We start from the raw sequence: 18,282 nt of genomic DNA, 5'->3' as shown, positions 1-18,282 counted from the left end.
TAAAGTTTTCCGGAGCGGGGGCGGTGGTTCGCGGGCGTGTTCACGATGCGCGCCCAGGCAGGTCCAGGCGGTATTGCAGGTGGCGCTTCACGGTCGGCCATTCGCTGGCGATGATGGAGAACACCACGGTGTCGCGCAGAGAGCCGTCGGGCATGCGCTGGTGGTTGCGCAGCACGCCGTCCTGCTTGGCGCCGAGACGGGCGATGGCAGTGCGGCTCTGATGGTTCATCCAGTGCGTGCGGAATTCCACCGCGATGCACGCCAGCTGCTCGAACGCGTGCGTGAGCAGCATCAGCTTGCATTCGGTATTGACCGCGCTGCGCTGCACGCGCTGCGCGTGCCAGGTATGGCCGATCTCCAGGCGCCGGTGCGTGCCGTCGACGTTGAAGTAGCGGGTCGCGCCCACCACCGCGCCCGGCACGCCGTCGCGGATCTCGCGGATCACGAACGGCATCGCGCCCTGTTGCTCGCGCATCTGCAGCGCGGTGTCGAGCCAGGCGCGGACCTGGTCAGGCGCCGGCACCGAGGTGTACCACAGCTTCCACAGTTCGCCGTCCGCGACCGCGGCCTGTACCTCCGCTTCATGCTCGGGGCGCAGCGGTTCCAGCAAGGCGTGCTGGCCGCGCAGGGTGATGGGTTCGATAAAACGTGCCATGGCTTGGTGGTCCGATGCCGTTGCGGTGCCTGGCTGTGTTCAGCGATTGGCGCGGTTCATGAACACCAGGCGCTCGAACAGGTGCACGTCCTGTTCGTTCTTCAGCAGCGCGCCGTGCAGCGGCGGGATCGCGGCCTTCTTGTCCGGGCTCTTGAGTGCTTCGGGCGGGATGTCCTCGGCCATCAGCAGCTTGAGCCAGTCGATCAGTTCGGAGGTGGAGGGCTTCTTCTTCAGGCCCGGCAGGTTGCGCATTTCATAGAAGGACTCGAGCGCGGCGGCCACCAGCTCGCGCTTGATGCCGGGATAGTGCACGTCGACGATGCGCTGCATGGTCTCGGCGTCGGGGAACTTGATGTAGTGGAAGAAGCAGCGGCGCAGGAAGGCGTCGGGCAGTTCCTTCTCGTTGTTCGACGTGATGATCACCAGCGGGCGGTGGCGCGCCTTGACCAGCTCGCGCGTCTCGTACACATAGAACTCCATGCGGTCGATTTCGCGCAGCAGGTCGTTGGGGAATTCGATGTCGGCCTTGTCGATCTCGTCGATCAGCAGCACCACTTGCTGGTCGGCCTCGAAGGCCTGCCACAGCACGCCCTTGATGATGTAGTTGCGGATATCGTGGACGCGGTCATCGCCCAGTTGCGAGTCGCGCAGGCGCGACACCGCGTCATATTCGTACAGGCCTTGCTGTGCCTTGGTGGTGGACTTGATATGCCACTGCAGCAGCGGCATGCCGAGCGCCGCCGCCACCTCCTCGGCCAGCATGGTCTTGCCGGTGCCGGGCTCGCCCTTGATCAGGAGCGGGCGCTGCAGGGCGCGGGCCGCGTTGACGGCCAGCTTGAGGTCATCGGTGGCGACGTACTGCTGCGTGCCTTCGAAACGGGACTGCTGGTTCTGGCTGGCGTTGGTGGTGTTGGACATGAGGCAACCTGAGGGGTTTGTGCGTGTCGGAATGGGCCAGTATAAAAGAGCTTTCCGGTTCGCGTGTGGCTCGCCGCTCCATGGCTGGACTGTCACGTGCAGCCTGCTGTACAATGCGGCGGTTTGACGCGCCCCCCACGTCCACGACTCCACCCCCACGCTCTGTCCGCCTTGTCACTCCCGCGGTCCTTGCCGGGAGGCGGCAATCGACAAGAGATGGTTCCAGAATGAGGCGGAGACAGCGCCGACATGCCTGGCAGTGCCCAGGTGTCCGGCCCAAGCTGGCGGCCCACACTGGCAGCGCCGCATCCGGCCGCAGGCCGATGCGATCCTGCCGGATGCATTCTGAAGCCATTTCCGACCGGTCGGGCAGGTCACGCAGGGTTTAACACTTCCAATCAGCTACGACAATGAAAAAGCTCCTCACAATGGTGGTGCTGGGCGCGGCCGCAACGGCTGCGCAAGCCCAGGAAGTCAAGGGCAATGTGGACGCCGCCAAAAACAAGGTCGCGATGTGTATTGGTTGCCATGGTATTCCCGGCTATCGGGCCTCCTTCCCCGAGGTGTACCAGGTGCCCCTGCTCGGTGGCCAGAACGCCAAATACATCGAGAACGCGCTGAAGGAATACCAGAAGGGCGACCGCAAGCACCCGACCATGCGTGGCATTGCCGCGACCCTGACCGACCAGGACATCGCCGACGTGGCTGCCTACTACGCGCAGCAGACCTCCGGCTCGCAAAACAACACCCAGAAGTAAGAGGACCCATCCATGAATACGCTTAAGACGCTTTCGCTCGCGATCGGCGCACTCGTGCTGGGCGCCTCGGCCATCACGGCCTCGGCTGCCGACCTGGCCGCCGGCAAGGCGCTGGTGGAGAAGGGCAACTGCGTGGCCTGCCACGGTGCCGGCATGAACGCCCCGATCAGCCCGGATTACCCGAAGCTGGCCGGCCAGCACGCCGACTACCTGTACCACGCCCTGGTTGCCTACCAGATCACCACCAACCCGCAGGTGGGGCGCTCCAACGCCATCATGGCTGGCCAGGTCAATGCCAACCCCGGCGTGACGGGCAAGGACGGCAAGCCGCGGCCCTTCACGCGCGAGGAACTGAAGGACATCGCCGTCTACATCGAGTCGCTGCCGGGTGGCCTGGTTCTGAAGAAGTAAGCACCCCGCCGCCGGCACGCGCCGCGCGACGAAGAAAGAAAGCCGCTGATGTCCAGCGGCTTTTTTCTTGCTTGCGACACGAGGGCGGGACCTTGCCCGGCGCGCCGGGGCGCTCCGGGCAAGGTCCCGGGCCGGATCAGTTGCCGGTGCTCTCGGCCAGGCGCCGTGCCTTCACGGCATTGGCCAGCGTTTCCAGCACCTTCACCGAGTCATCCCAGCCGATGCAGGCATCGGTGACCGACTGGCCATAGGTGAGATCTTCCACCGGCGTACCCTGGATGTGATCCTGGCGGCCGCCTACCAGGTGCGACTCCACCATCACGCCGACGATGCGCTCGTCGCCTGCTGCCATCTGGCGGCCGATGTCCTCGCAGACCGGGATCTGGTTCTCGTGCTTCTTGCTGCTATTGGCGTGCGAGGCATCGATCATCAGGCGCGCGGCCAGGCCGGCCTTGGAGATGGCTTCGCAGGCTTCCTGCACGCTGGCGGCATCGTAGTTGGGCGTCTTGCCGCCGCGCAGGATGATGTGGCAATCCTCGTTACCGGATGTCGAGACAATGGCGGAGTGGCCGCCCTTGGTCACCGACAGGAAATGGTGGGGCTGCGAGGCAGCCTTGATCGCATCGACCGCGATCTTGACGTTGCCATCGGTGCCGTTCTTGAAGCCTACCGGGCACGACAGCCCGGAGGCCAGTTCACGGTGCACCTGGCTCTCGGTGGTGCGCGCGCCGATGGCGCCCCAGCTGACCAGGTCCGCGATGTACTGCGGGCTGATCATGTCGAGGTATTCGGTGCCGGTCGGCACGCCCAGTTCGCTGATATTCAGCAGCAGTTCGCGGGCGGTGCGCAGGCCATCGTTGATCTTGAAACTGCCATCCATATGCGGATCGTTGATCAGCCCYTTCCAGCCCACCGTGGTGCGCGGCTTCTCGAAATACACCCGCATCACCACTTCCAGTTCCCCGGCGAAACGGTCGCGCTGGACCTTGAGCAGCTTGGCGTACTCGAGCGCGGCGCGGGTGTCGTGGATGGAGCAGGGGCCGATGATGACGATCAGGCGGTCATCCATGCCGTGCAGGATCCGGTGCATGGCCTGGCGAGCGCCGTAGATCACGTCGGACGCCTTTTCTGAGCAGCCGAATTCGCGGATCAGGTGCGCCGGCGGCAACAATTCCTTAAGTTCGCGAATGCGCAGGTCGTCGGTGTTCTTCAGCATGATGGCTCCGGATTTTGTAGGGTCGTGTGTTTGGGGTGTCTGGGCTAGAGCTTGGTGCGGGCCGGGATAAAAAAAGCCGCCAGGTTCGCTGGCGGCTTTTTTTGAATTCTGGAGGCACTTACGATCGTCCCTCTCCATCCGCCAGCGGTGCGAGATCGCTAAAAAAGTAAAAATAAAACTTAGCGGACATGGATGGGATCAGGCTCAACTGGCGTCGGTTATTTGCGGCAACGCGTCACGAGATGGCAGAAAATTGCGCCAAGCCTGTCAAATCTGCGGGCTGCGGCGGTTGATCATCGGGCAACGAAGCATCTTTATAGCGCGTTTTCAGGGGCTTGGCAAGCGTCCGGCAGTACCCCCGGCACATTTTCGAGCCGCCTCGTGGCGGGCCCCGGATCGAGCTCCAGCCCGCGCATTACGGCGGCAGTGCGATTCTCCACCCCCAGCTTCACGTACACATGCTGCAGGTGCTTTTGCACGGTGCGGGCACTGATGCCGAGCATGGTGGCGATCTCGCGATCCGTCTTGCCATGCGCCAGCCAGCGCAGCACCTGCTGCTCGCGCACGGTCAGCCTGGCGAGCATGGAGACCGCATGGACGTCCTGGCTAAGGCTCGATGTACGCATTGCGGCAGATAAGGGCCAGCGCGGCGGTACGCAATGCTGCGTATTGGCGCGCTCCCGTGTGTGAACCAACATGGATGAGGCCAGTATAGGCGCAGCCGGCGCGCGCAGCGGCGCGGTGGCGGCCCCTGCACAGGTTTGCCCGGGGGAAGACAGGCGAACGTGGCGTGCCAGGCTTGTCCGGCACGGGCGGGGCCATTTGGGAGGAGTAAAACACCATGCCGATCGACGAAGGGAGGCTGAAGGCCTTCATGGATCAGTTCGTCCAGGATTTGGGGGCGGTCATGCATGCCGCGACCATCGTGCTGGGCGATGCGCTGGGGCTTTACAAGGCCCTGGCCGAGAAGCCGATGACCGTACAGGTGCTGGCCGAGAAGACGCACACGGATGAACGCTATCTGCGTGAGTGGCTGTCCGCGCAGGCGGCCAGCGGCTATGTCGCCTATGACGCGGCGAGCGAGATGTTCAGCCTGACGGAGGAGCAGGCATTCGCGCTGGCCCAGGAGGGCAGTCCCGCCTTTATTCCGGGCGCCTTCCAGATCGCGGTGGCACAGTTCAAGGCGATCCCCAAGATGGTGGATGCCTTTCGCAACGGGCGCGGACTTGGCTGGCATGAGCACGATCCGTCGCTGTTCCACGGCACGGAACGTTTCTTCCGGCCGGGCTATGCCGCGCACCTGACTTCGGAGTGGATTCCGGCGCTCGAAGGGGTGCAGGCCAGGCTGCAGGCGGGCGCGCGCGTGGCCGACGTGGGCTGCGGGCATGGCGCCTCCACCATCATCATGGCCCAGGCTTATCCCGCATCGGAATTCCACGGCTTCGACTACCACGAGCCATCGATCCGCTTCGCCACCGAGGCGGCGGCGCGCGCCGGCCTGCGTGATCGGGTGCATTTCGAGGTGGCAAAAGCCAAGGAGTATGGCGGCAAGGACTACGACCTCGTGGCCGTGTTCGATTGCCTGCACGATATGGGAGATCCGGTTGGCGCGGCCGCCCACGTGCGCGAGACCTTGCGCCCGGACGGCACCTGGATGATCGTCGAGCCTTTCGCCAATGACCGGCTGGAGGAGAACCTGAATCCGGTCGGGCGGGTGTACTACTCTGCCTCGACCTTCATCTGCACGCCGGCGTCGCGTTCGCAGGAGGTGGGCCTGTGCCTGGGCGCCCAGTCGGGCGAGGCGCGCATGCGCTCGGTGGTGCAGCAGGGCGGTTTTTCGCGCTTCCGCCGGGCGGCGCAAACGCCGTTCAATCTGATCTACGAGGCGCGGCCCTGAAGGGAAGAGCGGCCGCGCCCGGCGCCAAGCCTGGCCTCAGGCGGTGCCGCCCACCGTCATGTTTTCGATGCGCAGTGTCGGCTGGCCCACGCCCACCGGCACGCTCTGGCCTTCCTTGCCGCATACGCCCACGCCCGAGTCCAGGCGCATGTCGTTGCCGATCATGGTGACGTCCTTGAGCGATTCCGGACCGTTGCCGACCAGCGTGGCGCCCTTGACCGGCGCGGTGATCTTGCCATCCTCGATCAGGTAGGCCTCGCTGGCGGAGAAGACAAACTTGCCGTTGGTGATGTCGACCTGGCCACCGCCGAAGTTGACCGCGTAGAGGCCGCGCTTGACGCTGGCGATGATCTCCTGCGGATCCCGGTTGCCGTTGAGCATATAGGTGTTGGTCATGCGCGGCATCGGCAGCGCGGCGTAGCTTTCGCGGCGCGCGTTGCCAGTCACCGGCATCTTCATCAGGCGCGCGTTGAGCGTGTCCTGCATATAGCCCTTGAGGATGCCGTCCTCGATCAGCGTGGTGCACTGGGTGGGGTTGCCCTCGTCGTCGAGGTTGAGCGAGCCGCGGCGGTTGGCCAGCGTGCCGTCGTCCACCACGGTCACGCCCTTGGCCGCCACCCGCTCGCCCATGCGGCCGGCGAAGGCCGACGAGCCCTTGCGGTTGAAGTCGCCTTCCAGCCCGTGGCCGATGGCTTCGTGCAGCAGCACGCCGGGCCAGCCCGGGCCGAGCACGACCGTCATGGCGCCGGCGGGAGTCGGGCGTGCCTCGAGATTGACCAGGGCCGAGGCCACCGCTTCATCCACATACTTCTGCAGCAGTTCGTCGCTGAAATATCCGTAGGCATAGCGGCCGCCACCACCGGAGGAGCCGATCTCGCGGCGCCCGTTCTGCTCGGCGATCACCGTGACGGAGACCCGCACCAGCGGCCGCACGTCGGCGGCGATGACGCCGTCGCTGCGCGCCACCAGGACCACGTCGTACTCTCCGGCCAGACCCGCCATGACCTGCACCACGCGCGGATCCTTGGCGCGCGCCATGCGTTCCACGCGTTCGAGCAGCGCTACCTTGTCGGCGGCTTCCATCGAATCGAGCGGGTCGTTGGGCGAGTACAGGTTGCGCCCGCCCTGGGAGGCCATCTTGCCCGCCACCTTGACGCGGCCGCTGCCGGCGCGGCCGATGGTGCGGGTCGCGGCCCCGGCCTTCAGCAGGGCGTCGAGGCTGATGTCGTCGGAGTAGGCGAAGGCCGTCTTGTCGCCGGACACGGCGCGTACGCCGACGCCCTGGTCGATGCTGAAGCTGCCCGATTTGACGATGCCTTCTTCCAGGCTCCACGCTTCGTTGCGGGTGTACTGGAAGTACAGGTCGGCGTAGTCGACCTTATGGGTGAAGATGTCCGCCAGCACGCGCTGCAGCTTCACTTCGTCGAGGCCGTAGGGAGCCAGCAGCAATTGCTGGGCGGTGGCGAGGTTGCGGATTCCGAGGTCGCCGGCGTTCATGGTTGTCCTTTATCGTCGTGCCGCGGCGGCGCCAAGGCGCCGCCGCGTGGAAATCTGGGGATGTTGGCGGCTCCGGGKAGCCGGCCTTGTCTGGTTGTACATCCTACAGCACCCGATGGCGCAGCGCAGGCAGGTTCTGCCTCACTTCGTCCAGGCGCGCGGGATCGATCAGTCCGCTCACCACGCCTTCGCCTTCCGGCAGCACCGCCATCACCTCGCCCCAGGGATCGATCAGCATGGAGTGGCCCCAGGTGCGGCGGCCGTTCTCGTGCTTCCCGCCCTGTGCCGCGGCCAGCACATAGCACTGGTTTTCAATGGCGCGGGCACGCAGCAGGATTTCCCAGTGCGCCTGGCCGGTGGTGTAGGTGAAGGCGGCCGGCATCAAAATCAAGCTGGTGCCGCCGCCAGCGGCGGCGAGCTGGCGATAGAGTTCCGGGAAGCGCAGGTCGTAGCAGACCGACATGGCGACGCGGCCACAGGGCGCCTCGAAGCTGGCCGGGGTATTGCCGGCCAGGATGGTACGAGATTCGTCGTAGCTTTCGGTGCCCCGCGTAAAGCCGAACAGGTGAATCTTGTCGTAGCGCGCCACGCGTTCGCCGCGCGGGTCGTAGGCGAGCGAGGTGTTGTAGACGCGTGCCTCGTCCTCGCACCACAAGGGCAAGGTGCCGCCTACCAGCCAGATGCGGTGGCGGCGAGCGGCGCCGGCCAGGAAGGCCTGGATCGGACCGTCACCGTCGCGCTCGCGGATGGCGACCTTGTCGCTTTCGCGCAGTCCCATCATGCAGAAGTACTCCGGCAGCAGCACCAGTTCGGCGCCGCCCTGCGCCGCTTGCGCGATCAGCGCTTCGGCGCGGGCCAGGTTGGCCTCGGGCGAGACACCGCTGACTGTCTGGATCGCAGCGACGCGAAATGGTGCCGCGCTGGCGGCTTGGGCGGAGGCGGTTGCGGTCATGAAGCGGTTTCCTTGGCTGGCGGCGGCTGCAGGGGAGCGAATCCGCCCCATCCGTGCGGCTCGGCCAGATCCTGGCGGCGGCGCAGCCGGACTTGCCGGGCATCGGCGATCGCTTTGGACCCGGGCCTTGGCCGTTCATGCAAACGGGTCGGTCATGGTGCCGGGTAGACGCGATTCGACGGGCCCTGCACAGGGGGCGTGTCGGCCCTATTCTCCCCCACTTTGGTAATCTGCGGGTTCGCCCAGCCGCCGCTGATGCGGTACCGGCGGCTAAAGGCCTTGGAGAATTCATCGGCGAACATCAACTGGGCAGCCAGCGTGCCGATGCCCAGCGCCGGATTGATAAAGGCTGCTGCCACCGAGGCGGACGTGGCGTTGATACGCGGCACCACCGTCACATCGAGGTCCTGCGTCTCGCGCGGGATATTCGCGCTGCCCGCCATCGAGGCCCGCAGTTGCGCGCCCTTGAGCGCGAAGTCCTTGGTGCTGGCCACGCCGCTCTCGATAGTACCGGTGCCCGTGATCTCGTCGAACACCATGCCCTGGCCCGCCACGCCGCGGAAGTCGAAGGTGGCCAGCCGCATCAGGCCCTGCAGGCTGAGCACGCCCAGCAGCTTGGCCGCGCCCGGATCCACGCTGAGGATCTGGCCATTCTCCAGCTTGAGCTTCATCTGGCCCGACAAGGTGGGGTAGTCGATTGACATCGGCGAGCCGCGCCACGCCACCCGGCCCTCGAAGGTGCCGTGGCTGTCGGCCAGGATGTGCGGCAGGCCCATGCGTTCAAGCACCTGGCCGCCGTTGCGGACATCGAGCTTGAAATCGAGCCGCGTGCGGCGCTCCGCATCGGCCCCTTCGCGCAGCCGGCGCGGCATGCGCCAGCTGCCGCTGCCGGTGAAGGTGGCGCCGGGTTGTTCGATGACAAGGCGCTCCAGCGTCCATGCCGGCTCGCCGCCGCTATCGCCGGAGTGCGCCTTGACCTCCAGCTTGCCGAAATCGCGGCCGTGCAGTTCGAAGCGATCGGCCACCAGGTCAATCGCTGGCAACTCGCTCGTATTGTCGGCCAGCGTCTCGGCAACGTTGCCCGCATCGGTGGTGTCGGGGATATTCAGGCGCGAAAGACGCAGCGTCAGCGCCCCTGCCGGCGTGGCTGCATCGCTACGCCAGCGCAGGTTGCCCGCGATCTGGCGAGAATCGATCTGAACGGTCCAGCCGGCGCTCTCGCGGCTGGCCTCCAGCACGACATCGTCGAGTTGCCGGCCATAGGCCTGCAGCGCGCGCACCCGCGCGGAGAACTTCTCCGGCATGAACGCGGAGGGCACGGTAACCGCGCCGGCGCCGGCGCCGGCCTTGCCGCTATCCGTGAGCAGGCCATGCCAGGCGTCGAGGTCGAAGCGGCCGGCGGTCAGCGCCGCCACGACGCCGCTGGCCGGTTGCGGCGCCGGCTGTTCGACGCCGATGCCGCCGGATTGCACTTCCATGCCATCGGCGTTGCGGCGCAGCACATAGCGCGCATTGAGCACGTTGCCGTACTGCACGAGCATCTCCTCGCTGCCGGCGCGGGCCGCGGCGGGCCGGAGCTCAAAGCGCAAGGGCAGGGCCTGGCTGGCGCTCTTGGCCAGCGGGGCAGGCATGCCCACCGCCAGGCCGGTCAATTCCGAAGTGACCGTGATCTGCGGCTGATGCTCGCGCACTCCGATCACCGCGCTATAGGCGGTACTGCCTTCCAGTTTCTGCGCCAGGCCGGCCATCGGCGAGCCGGTGAGCGCCTCGCGCATGCCCTGGGCGCTGGCATTGCCGCCGGCATTGACGCGTACCGTGCCGTCCGCCTGGCTGCCGCCGCTGGCGCGAATCTCGCCGCCGAGGAAACGGGCGCGCAGATCGTTGAGCTGGAAGCCGTGCTCGTTGAAGGCGACGACGCCGGTGGTGCCCGCCAGCACGGGCAATTGCGGGGTGAGCACCACATCGTTGCCCGGTAGCCGGAACTGGCCATCGACCTTGGCGTCCTGCGCCGCGGTGAGGGGAAGATCCAGCTTGAGGCGCAGCTCGCCATTGCCCTGGGCGCGCATGTCGCTGGTCACCTGGCCGGTCCAGTCGCGTACCGGGCTGGCGGCCACGAAGCGCAGGAAGCCCGTCATCGCTCCGCTGGCGCTGCCGTCCAGCACCAGGCGGCCGTGATCCGCCAGGTCGGCGATGCGGCCATTGACATCCTGCAGCGTGACGCCGGCAACGCCTTGCACGCCGGCACGCTGCGCCACGAAGGACAGTCCGCCGCGTTCGAACAGCAAGCGCCCGCTGATGTCGGTGAAGTTCGGCCACGCCTTGCCGCCGTTGCTGGCGCTGGCGGCGCTGCCCGGCGCCGCGCTCAGGTGGGGCGCGATCTGGTAGCTGACATGCTGGATCGGCACCTCGACCCGGAAGTCGCCGGCGCCTTCGTGCGGGCTGTGGAAGGGGAAGTGTTCCAGGTCGCCCTTGAGCAGGAACTGGACGTCGCTGGCTTCGCCTGTCACCAGGGCGCCGGCCAGGTACTGGCGTGTCGCGGCGGGGATGCCTGTGGGCAGGTAGCGCGGCACCCGGTTGACCTGGGCGCGCACCAGTTCGCCAGTGAGATCGGCAATGCCGCCGTGCCCGTCGCCGCCGGCATGCCAGGTACCACGCACGCTGCCTGCGGTATCCGCGTTGGCAAACTGCACGCCGTCGGTGCGCACCGCCAGCTTGCCGTTGTCGTTGGTCCAGCGCACTTCGCCGCTGATCTGGTCGAAGGGCAGGCGTGGCTCGTCGAACATGCCGGGGAACACCAGGGCGGCATTGCTGCCTTCGAAGCGGGCGCTTCCCTGCCTCTCGTCGAAACTGAAGCTGCCGGAGAGCCGCGCAAATCCTGGCACGCCCAGGTGGGGCTTGCCGCTGGCACCCGCCGGCGGGTTTGCGGGCTGGCTCAGCACCGAGACGTTGCGCAGCGTGCCCTGCACGTTGAAGTGGCGCTGGCCGTCGCGGCGGCTGAGTATGCCCTGGCGATCGCGGGTCCAGTTCACATCCAGGTTGTCGATATGGCCGGAGGGCTGGAGCGCGCGCAGCTGGCGCGACAAGGCGGTGTCGAGCGGCAGAGAGGTGGCCAGCGCGCGCACGGTGTTCAGGTCGAACGTGGGCGCCTTCAGCGTGAACTTGCGCAACTGGCCTTTGTTGTCGGTGGCCCAGCCCACCACCACCTTGCGCATGCCTTCGCGCCAGGCGCTTTCTCCGCTCGCCACGCTGGCGGCGGCGCTTGCCTCGGCTGCGGCGGCCGACGCCGCCGAGGCAGGCTGGTCTTGCCGTGCCTGCGGCACGGCCGGACCCTCGGCGGGTTCGGGCTGCCACAGCAGGGTGTCGATGGTGAGGATGTTGTCGCGGTCGCGGCCGGCGCGGTGCAGGACGAAGGCCTGGGCGCTGGCCAGCTTGAGTGGTTCGGGCGCGCCGGCCAGTTTCAGGTCCACGCCATTGGCGCGCAGCCTCGCCTGGCTGCGGGTGACTTGGCCGCCGCGGAATTCGATCGTGCCGTCGGTGCTGAAGGTGCCGCGCGCGACCCGCTCGAAGATCGCCGTGTAGCGTTGCAGTACCGGCAGCTCAAGCCGGCCGAGGTCCCAGCTGGCCTGCCCGTGCCAATTGCGCCAGTCGCCGGTGCGATGCAGGTAGTCATGGCGAAAATCCGCCTGCACCACGAGGGGGCGGGGCGCGAGCGTCGCCGACTGCGCTTCCAGTTTGAAGAGGTGGCGCGAACCCAGGCGCTGCACGCTGAGCTGGATATTGCCGACGTCGAGTTGGGGCAGGTGGTTCTTTTCGTCGAGCCAGCGGAGCTTGCCGTCGGTGAGTTCGACCTTGCCCTGGGACAGCAGCCAGTCGAACAGCCGGTTGTCTTGCGGCTGGGCGCCGGTAGTGTCCACGGCCAGCCCGGCTACCTGGAGTTTGCCGTCGGCGGAACGCCGTACCAGCAGGTCGGTATGGCTGGCGGAGATTCGCTGGAACAGCACGTCCATGCTTAACAGCGATCGCCATGACAACTTGCCGTCGAGCGTGCCGGCCGCCAGCAGCACACGCTGTTCGCCATCGACCGCCTTGACGTCGCGGGCATGGAAGGCAGGGTGCCAGCCGTCCCAGTACGTGTCCAGCTGGCCGATGCTCAAATGGGCCGCCAGCGCCACCGAGCCGCGCTGTTCCAGCCAGGTGCGGGCCGCCGAGGCCTCGGGCCAGAGCACGAAGCGGATCAGCAGGCCGGCCAGCATGGCGACCACCAGCAGCGACAGGGCCAGTCGTATCAAGACGCGGCCAAGGCCGCGCCACATGGGATGGCGCAAGGCTGCGAGCAGGACACGGCCGAGCGCGCGCGCCAATGCCAGCGGGCTCCGCCTGGAAAGTTGCAAAGGAGTAGAGCCTGCACCGGCGGCCCCGTCGAGCGCCGGCGTGCCGCCGGTGGTGGGGCCGGGCTCGGCGGGTGGGGTGGCGCGGCTGGACATGCGCAGATTATCCGACAATACTAGGCGCTCTCCAATTCGGTGCCTGACCGGCCGTGCATAACGCGCGGGCCGGCACAGTGCCGGCTCACGCGCTTCCAAGTAACAGGAATGACTTCCACTGATCCGACGAGTTCCACGGCTGCGCCCAATCCCGCCGCTACCGAGGCCGGCGCTGCCGGCGAACATGCTTCCGGCAACACTTCCAGCGCTGCCAGGCAAGCGGTGGCCGACATGGCCACGGGCCTGTACGCGACAGTGGCCGCCACGGAACTCGTGCCGGTCGATTGCGCCGGCATGGCATTGTACTCGCCCGCCTATTCGCATTACACCCGCCGTATGGTGCAAGCCCGCCCGGAGCTTGCCGGAATCGTTGCGCGCGCGCGCGAGCAGCCGCTGACGCGGGCCTGGATGGAGGCGCGGCTGAAGGCCCTGCATGAGCCGTCGGCCGATGTCGAGGAGGCCATCAAGCGCGCGTTGCGCCGCTTGCGCGCCGAAGTGATGTGCGTGGTGATCGAGCGCGACCTGCGCGGCCTGGCGCCTCTGGGCGAGGTCACTGGCGCGATGACGGACCTGGCCGAACTGGGCGTCCAGTATGGCCTGGCCATGCTGGAAGCGGACCTGGCGCCGACCTACGGCCGGCCTGTCGGGGAAAGCAGCGGCGAGGTCCAGGAACTGGTGGTGGTCGGCATGGGCAAGCTCGGCGGCCGCGAACTCAATGTGTCGTCCGACATCGACCTGATCTTCCTGTACGACGAAGACGGCGATACGCGCGGCGGCCAGCGCAGCCTGTCCAACCACGAGTACTTCATCCGCCTGGGACGCCGCCTGATCAACCTGCTGGCCGACGTGACTGCCGATGGCTACGTGTTCCGCGTCGACATGCGCCTGCGCCCCAACGGCGACGCCGGGCCACTGGCGTGCAGCCTCGGCATGCTGGAGCAGTACCTGATGGTGCAGGGGCGCGAATGGGAGCGTTACGCGTGGATCAAGGGCCGGGTGGTGTCGGCGCTGGACACGCCGCATGCGCAGCGCACCGCGGCGCAGCTGTCTAGCCTCACCACGCCCTTCGTGTTTCGCCGCTACCTCGATTACGGCGTGATTGCCGCGATCCGCTCGCTGCACGCGCAGATCCGCGCCGAGGCCGCCAAGCGCAGCGGCGGACTGGCGGCGCCCGGCGGCGGGCAGCGCGTGAACCAGCGTGCCTTCAATATCAAGCTGGGCCGCGGCGGTATCCGCGAGATCGAGTTCATGGCCCAGGTCTTCCAGCTGATCCGCGGCGGGCAGGACCCGGCGCTGCGCATCCGGCCCACCCTGGAAGTCCTGGCGGTGGCGGTGGAACATGGCTTGCTGCCTGCCGGCCAGGCCGAGCAACTGGCCGATGCCTACCGCTTCCTGCGCCAGCTCGAGCACCGCCTGCAGTATCGCGACGATGCCCAGACCCACCACCTGCCCACCGCCGCGGATGAGCAACTGGCCGTGGCACGCATGATGGGCTGCGCCGACTGGCCGGCTTTGCTGGAACGGCTTTCGTCGCTACAGGATCCGGTGGCGCAGCAGTTCGAAGCCACCTTCTCCGATCCCGATGAAGCCCACGCGCCTTGCGAGGCGCTGTGGCCGGCGTTGATACAGGAAGAGCAGGACGAACCGCCATGCGAGCGCCTGGCGGGTGCCGGCTTTCAGGATTGCAACGCGTTGCTCGACCGCTTGCGCGCCATTGGCGCTTCGCTGCGCTACCGGGCGTTGTCGGAGCAGAGCCGGGTGCGCTTCGACCTGCTGGTCAACCGCGCGCTCGACCTGGCTTCGCGCCAGGACGACGCCGACCGCACCATCGCGCGCTTTGTCGACTTTCTCGATGCCATCAGCCGCCGCGCGTCTTACCTGTCGCTGCTGTCGGAATACCCGCAGGCGATGGCGCGCGTGGCCGACACGCTGCACGCATCGAGCTGGGCGGCAGCCTATCTCACGCGTCATCCGCAGCTGCTCGACGAGCTGCTCGACAGCGATGCGCTGGCCGGCGCGCCCGACTGGAACGGATTCCGCAGCCGCCTGGCCGCGCGCCTCGATGCGGCCGACGGACAGATCGAAGCGCAGATGGACATCCTGCGCCGCGAGCATCATGCCGAGACCTTCCGCATCCTGCTGCAAGACCTGCAAGGCATGCTGACGGTGGAGCAGATCGCCGACCGTCTGTCGGACCTGGCCGATGCCATGCTCGACGTGACCTTGCGGGCCGTCTGGCGCCAGCTTGCCACGCGGCATGCCGAGCAGCCGCGCTTTGCCGTGATCGCCTACGGCAAGCTGGGCGGCAAGGAACTGGGCTATGCCTCGGACCTCGACATCATCTTCCTCTACGAAGACGAACACGAACGCGCGCCCGAGGTCTATGCCGCCTACGCGCGCCGGCTGATCACCTGGCTGACCAGCCATACCGCTGCCGGCACGCTGTTCGACGTCGACACGCGCTTGCGCCCCAATGGCGAGGCGGGGCTGCTGGTGACCAGTTTCGAGGGCTTCCGCCGCTACCAGCAGCGCGAGGGCGACAACACGGCCTGGGTGTGGGAGCACCAGGCCCTCACGCGCGCACGTTTTTGCGCGGGAGACCCGGTGATCGGCGCGCACTTCGAAAGCCTGCGCGACGAGATCCTGCGCCAGCCGCGCGATGCCGCCACGCTGCGCGGCGAGATCACCGCCATGCGCCACAAGGTGTCCGAGGGACATCCCAACCCAAGCGGTCTGTTCGACCTCAAGCACGACCGTGGCGGGATGGTCGACATTGAGTTCACGGTGCAATACCTCGTGCTATTGCACAGCCACGACCATCCCGCGCTGACGCGCAATGCCGGCAATATTGCGCTGCTGCGCACCGCCGGCGAGCTTGGCCTGATCGATGCCACGCTGGCGCGCGAAGTGGGCGACGCGTATCGCGTATTCCGCGCGCGCCAGCACCAGTTGCGCCTGGATGGCCAGGTTCACGCGCGTGTTGCGCCGGCCGCCGTGGCGCCGCAGGCGGCGCAAGTCCGCGCGCTCTGGCAGGCGGTGTTCGGCGAGCCGGCGGAGCCCGGAAAATGAATCCGCCCGTGGCCGGCGCCGCGCGCTGGCCGGCTTTGCTGGCCGCGCTGGCGGCGACTGCCGTCCTGAGCGCCGCCTTTACCTTTGTACCGTGGCTGCATGCGCAGGGACTCTATCTGCGCGACGCGGTCATGGGCCACGGCGCGGCCGGCCAGTGGTGGCGCCTGTTTACGGCGATGTGGGTCCACCTCGGCTGGCAGCACTGGCTGGCCGATCTGCTGGCTGCCGTGGGCCTGATGCTGCTGGTCGGGCGCGAGGCGCGCGCCGGCGCGATGCTGGCGGTGCTGGTTGCCTGCGGCATAGCGGTGCAAATGGCGCTGTGCCGGGTTCCCTCGGTAGGCTGGTATGGCGGATTGTCGGGCGCGCTGCACGGGTTGGCCCTTTGGGGTGGTCTGCGCCTGCTGGTTGGCAGCGGCGTGTCGCGCGTGCTTGGGGTGGTGCTTTGCCTGGGCGTGCTGGTCAAGACCTGGCTAGAGCAGTCGTGGCTCGCGCCGGTGGTATTCGACGCGCAGTGGGGCTTCGGGGTGGTGCGTATCTCGCACGCGGCCGGCACGGTGGCCGGCCTGGCGCTTTGGCTAGCGCAGGAGTGGTGGCAACGCCGTCGCGGCCAGTCAGCCGCATAGGCATGCCGAGGCAGGATACCCGGCCTCGGCACAGCGTCATTCGCTTAGCGCGGTTTCGCCGGTAGCCGGCGCCGTCCGGACCAGCTCAGCAGCAAGCCAAGTACGCACAGGCCCAGCGCGAGCGGCCACGACAGCGCACCGCCGCCACCGCCACCGCCGCCGGAGGATGTGCCAGGCGTACTGGGCGTACTGGGCGGGCTGGGTGGAGGCGGCTGGGCCACCTGCGTTGCGGCGATGACGGCGGCGTTGGCATCGAGCAGGCCTGCACCACATTTGCCGGTACCCGTGGTGGTCGTGCAAAACGTGCCTGCAGGGTGGGGGCGCGCGGAACTCTTCAGGGTGGCAAGCAGCTGGGCGGGTGTCAGCGCCGGATTGGCCGCGAGCATCAGCGCAGCCACGCCCGACACCAGCGGCGTGGCAAAGCTCGTGCCCTGGGAACTGGTGACCGTGTAATTGCCAAGCGACGTGGTGCCGTCATTGGAGAGGGTGCGGATGAAGGAATTCGCCACCGAACACGTACTGCCGTTGCTGCCCTGCACGACCTTGGAATTGCCGCAGCCACCGCCGGGCGCGCTCAGCGAGACTTGCGGTCCCACATTGGCATAGCCGGCGTTCTCGCCGTCGTTGGCGTGGGCCGTGACGGCCACCACGCCACTGCAGTCGGCAGGCGCCTCGACCGCACTGGCGCTGTTGCCGGTGGCGGCAACCACGATCACGCCGTTGGCAGCGAGGTCGTTCACGGCCTGCTGCTCGATGCTGGAGCAGGTGCCGCCGCCCAGGCTCACGTTGATCACGCGCGCGGGGGTGGGGTTGGCCGGAGCATTGGGCACGGCGAGGCCGCCGGCCCACCGCATGCCATCCACGGTGTCGGACAGCAACGCGCCGCAGCGGCCGGATACGCGCACCGGCTGGATGCGTGCGTTCCAGTCCACGCCGGCGATATTCACCCCGTTGTTGGTCAGCGCTCCCAGCGTCCCCGCCACGCGGGTGCCGTGCCAGCTATTGTTGGTGGCAGTGGTGGTTGGCGCCGATGTGCCGGGACAGGTGAATCCGCTCGGCACGCCGTCGCCAGCATCGGTAGCATCGGTGTCGCGCCCGTCGCCGTCATTGGCGATGCTGGTGTCGGTAATGAAGTCATAGCCAGGCACGATGCGCGCGGCCAGGTCCGGATGCGGCAGGTAGCCGGTATCGAGCACCGCGATCACGAGGCTGCTGCTGCCGCGGGTGCGGTCCCATGCCGGCGGCAGGTTGACGCCGCCCACCACTTGCGCGGGCGTGCCGAGGTAGGGCTGGTTGAGCGCGAATTCGGGATCGTTGGGTGCCGTGTCATGCAGGTGCAGCCAGCGGTCCGGCACCACCTCCGCGATGCGGGGATCCTGGCGCAGCCGGGCGGCGGTGGCCTCGGGGTCGGCGGCATCGCTGCCGGAGACGCTCAGCAATTGCAGGCTGCCGCCCATCTGGCGCTTGACCGCGAGCGCCACGCCGGTGTTCTGGTGAACGCTCAGCATGCGGTCGGGCTGGCCGCTGGCGGCAGCGCTGCTGCCGTCGCGCCAGCGTACGATGAAGTTGCCGCTATAGCGCGGCGCCGGGCGCGCGGCGGGGTCGGGCCCCGCGCTGGCGGCTGCCGGTGCCCCCAGCCAGAGGGCGGCGCCCAGCGCCAGCAGCAGGGCGCCGTGGCGCGCTATGCGTCTTGTGCAGCATGACCGGTACTGAAGCTGTTGCTGCATGTCTGCCATCTCCCGTTAGGCCCGCGTCGGACTGACCGCGGTGGGGCTTTCCGTGCGGAGCGCCCCGGAATCTGC

The 18,282-nt window shown here is 67.6% G+C and carries 13 protein-coding genes; 5 read left to right on the top strand and 8 right to left on the bottom strand.

Annotation, left to right across the window (positions count from 1 at the left end; translation table 11 throughout):
- Positions 1-40: 40 nt before the first annotated feature.
- Complete coding sequence (locus tag AC1DT6_RS12400) at positions 41-655, bottom strand: GNAT family N-acetyltransferase (protein WP_441629954.1); 615 nt, start codon at positions 653-655, stop codon at positions 41-43.
- Between the two features lie 39 nt (positions 656-694).
- Complete coding sequence (locus tag AC1DT6_RS12395) at positions 695-1,573, bottom strand: AAA family ATPase (protein WP_045238101.1); 879 nt, start codon at positions 1,571-1,573, stop codon at positions 695-697.
- 410 nt (positions 1,574-1,983) lie between these two features.
- Between AC1DT6_RS12395 and AC1DT6_RS12390 the strand changes: the two genes are divergently transcribed.
- Complete coding sequence (locus AC1DT6_RS12390; RefSeq protein ID WP_045238100.1) at positions 1,984-2,331, top strand: c-type cytochrome; 348 nt, start codon at positions 1,984-1,986, stop codon at positions 2,329-2,331.
- Between the two features lie 12 nt (positions 2,332-2,343).
- The gene (locus tag AC1DT6_RS12385) at positions 2,344-2,742 is read left to right on the top strand and encodes a c-type cytochrome (RefSeq protein ID WP_441629957.1); all 399 of its coding nucleotides are present in this window, start codon (positions 2,344-2,346) and stop codon (positions 2,740-2,742) included.
- Between the two features lie 136 nt (positions 2,743-2,878).
- Here the strand turns inward: AC1DT6_RS12385 and aroG are convergent, their stop codons facing one another.
- Positions 2,879-3,958: a 3-deoxy-7-phosphoheptulonate synthase AroG gene (gene aroG, locus AC1DT6_RS12380; RefSeq protein ID WP_441629959.1), complete on the bottom strand. Its 1,080-nt coding sequence runs from the start codon at positions 3,956-3,958 to the stop codon at positions 2,879-2,881.
- A 314-nt stretch (positions 3,959-4,272) separates the two neighbouring features.
- Complete coding sequence (locus tag AC1DT6_RS12375; RefSeq protein WP_441629961.1) at positions 4,273-4,584, bottom strand: helix-turn-helix domain-containing protein; 312 nt, start codon at positions 4,582-4,584, stop codon at positions 4,273-4,275.
- Positions 4,585-4,799: 215 nt separating this feature from the next.
- Here AC1DT6_RS12375 and AC1DT6_RS12370 point away from each other — a divergent pair, with 215 nt between their 5' ends.
- Positions 4,800-5,855 carry a class I SAM-dependent methyltransferase gene (locus AC1DT6_RS12370; RefSeq protein WP_441629963.1) on the top strand — a complete coding sequence of 352 codons (1,056 nt, stop codon included), beginning with the start codon at positions 4,800-4,802 and terminating at the stop codon, positions 5,853-5,855.
- Between the two features lie 36 nt (positions 5,856-5,891).
- Here the strand turns inward: AC1DT6_RS12370 and tldD are convergent, their stop codons facing one another.
- The 3 genes from tldD to AC1DT6_RS12355 form a co-directional block, all read right to left on the bottom strand.
- Positions 5,892-7,352 carry a metalloprotease TldD gene (gene tldD, locus AC1DT6_RS12365; RefSeq protein WP_276287790.1) on the bottom strand — a complete coding sequence of 487 codons (1,461 nt, stop codon included), beginning with the start codon at positions 7,350-7,352 and terminating at the stop codon, positions 5,892-5,894.
- Between the two features lie 103 nt (positions 7,353-7,455).
- Positions 7,456-8,304, bottom strand: a complete 849-nt coding sequence (locus tag AC1DT6_RS12360; protein ID WP_035868525.1) for a carbon-nitrogen hydrolase family protein — start codon at positions 8,302-8,304, stop codon at positions 7,456-7,458.
- 152 nt (positions 8,305-8,456) lie between these two features.
- Positions 8,457-12,788: a YhdP family protein gene (locus tag AC1DT6_RS12355; protein ID WP_441629966.1), complete on the bottom strand. Its 4,332-nt coding sequence runs from the start codon at positions 12,786-12,788 to the stop codon at positions 8,457-8,459.
- A 231-nt stretch (positions 12,789-13,019) separates the two neighbouring features.
- On the opposite strand from AC1DT6_RS12355, the gene glnE reads away from it, so the two are divergent.
- Together glnE and rrtA are read left to right on the top strand one after the other, a co-directional pair.
- A complete protein-coding gene (gene glnE / locus AC1DT6_RS12350; RefSeq protein ID WP_441630081.1) occupies positions 13,020-15,857 on the top strand; it encodes a bifunctional [glutamate--ammonia ligase]-adenylyl-L-tyrosine phosphorylase/[glutamate--ammonia-ligase] adenylyltransferase in 2,838 nt (945 codons plus the stop codon).
- A complete protein-coding gene (gene rrtA, locus AC1DT6_RS12345) occupies positions 15,854-16,480 on the top strand; it encodes a rhombosortase (protein ID WP_441629968.1) in 627 nt (208 codons plus the stop codon). The genes glnE and rrtA overlap by 4 nt, the downstream gene beginning before the upstream one ends.
- Positions 16,481-16,524: 44 nt before the next feature.
- Here the strand turns inward: rrtA and AC1DT6_RS12340 are convergent, their stop codons facing one another.
- Positions 16,525-18,207, bottom strand: coding sequence for a S8 family peptidase (locus AC1DT6_RS12340; protein ID WP_441629970.1), 1,683 nt, complete (start codon positions 18,205-18,207; stop codon positions 16,525-16,527).
- Between the last annotated feature and the right edge of the window lie 75 nt (positions 18,208-18,282).

This window comes from Cupriavidus sp. 01L45 (assembly GCF_056399885.1).
This window is presented reverse-complemented; position numbering and strand designations above follow the sequence as displayed.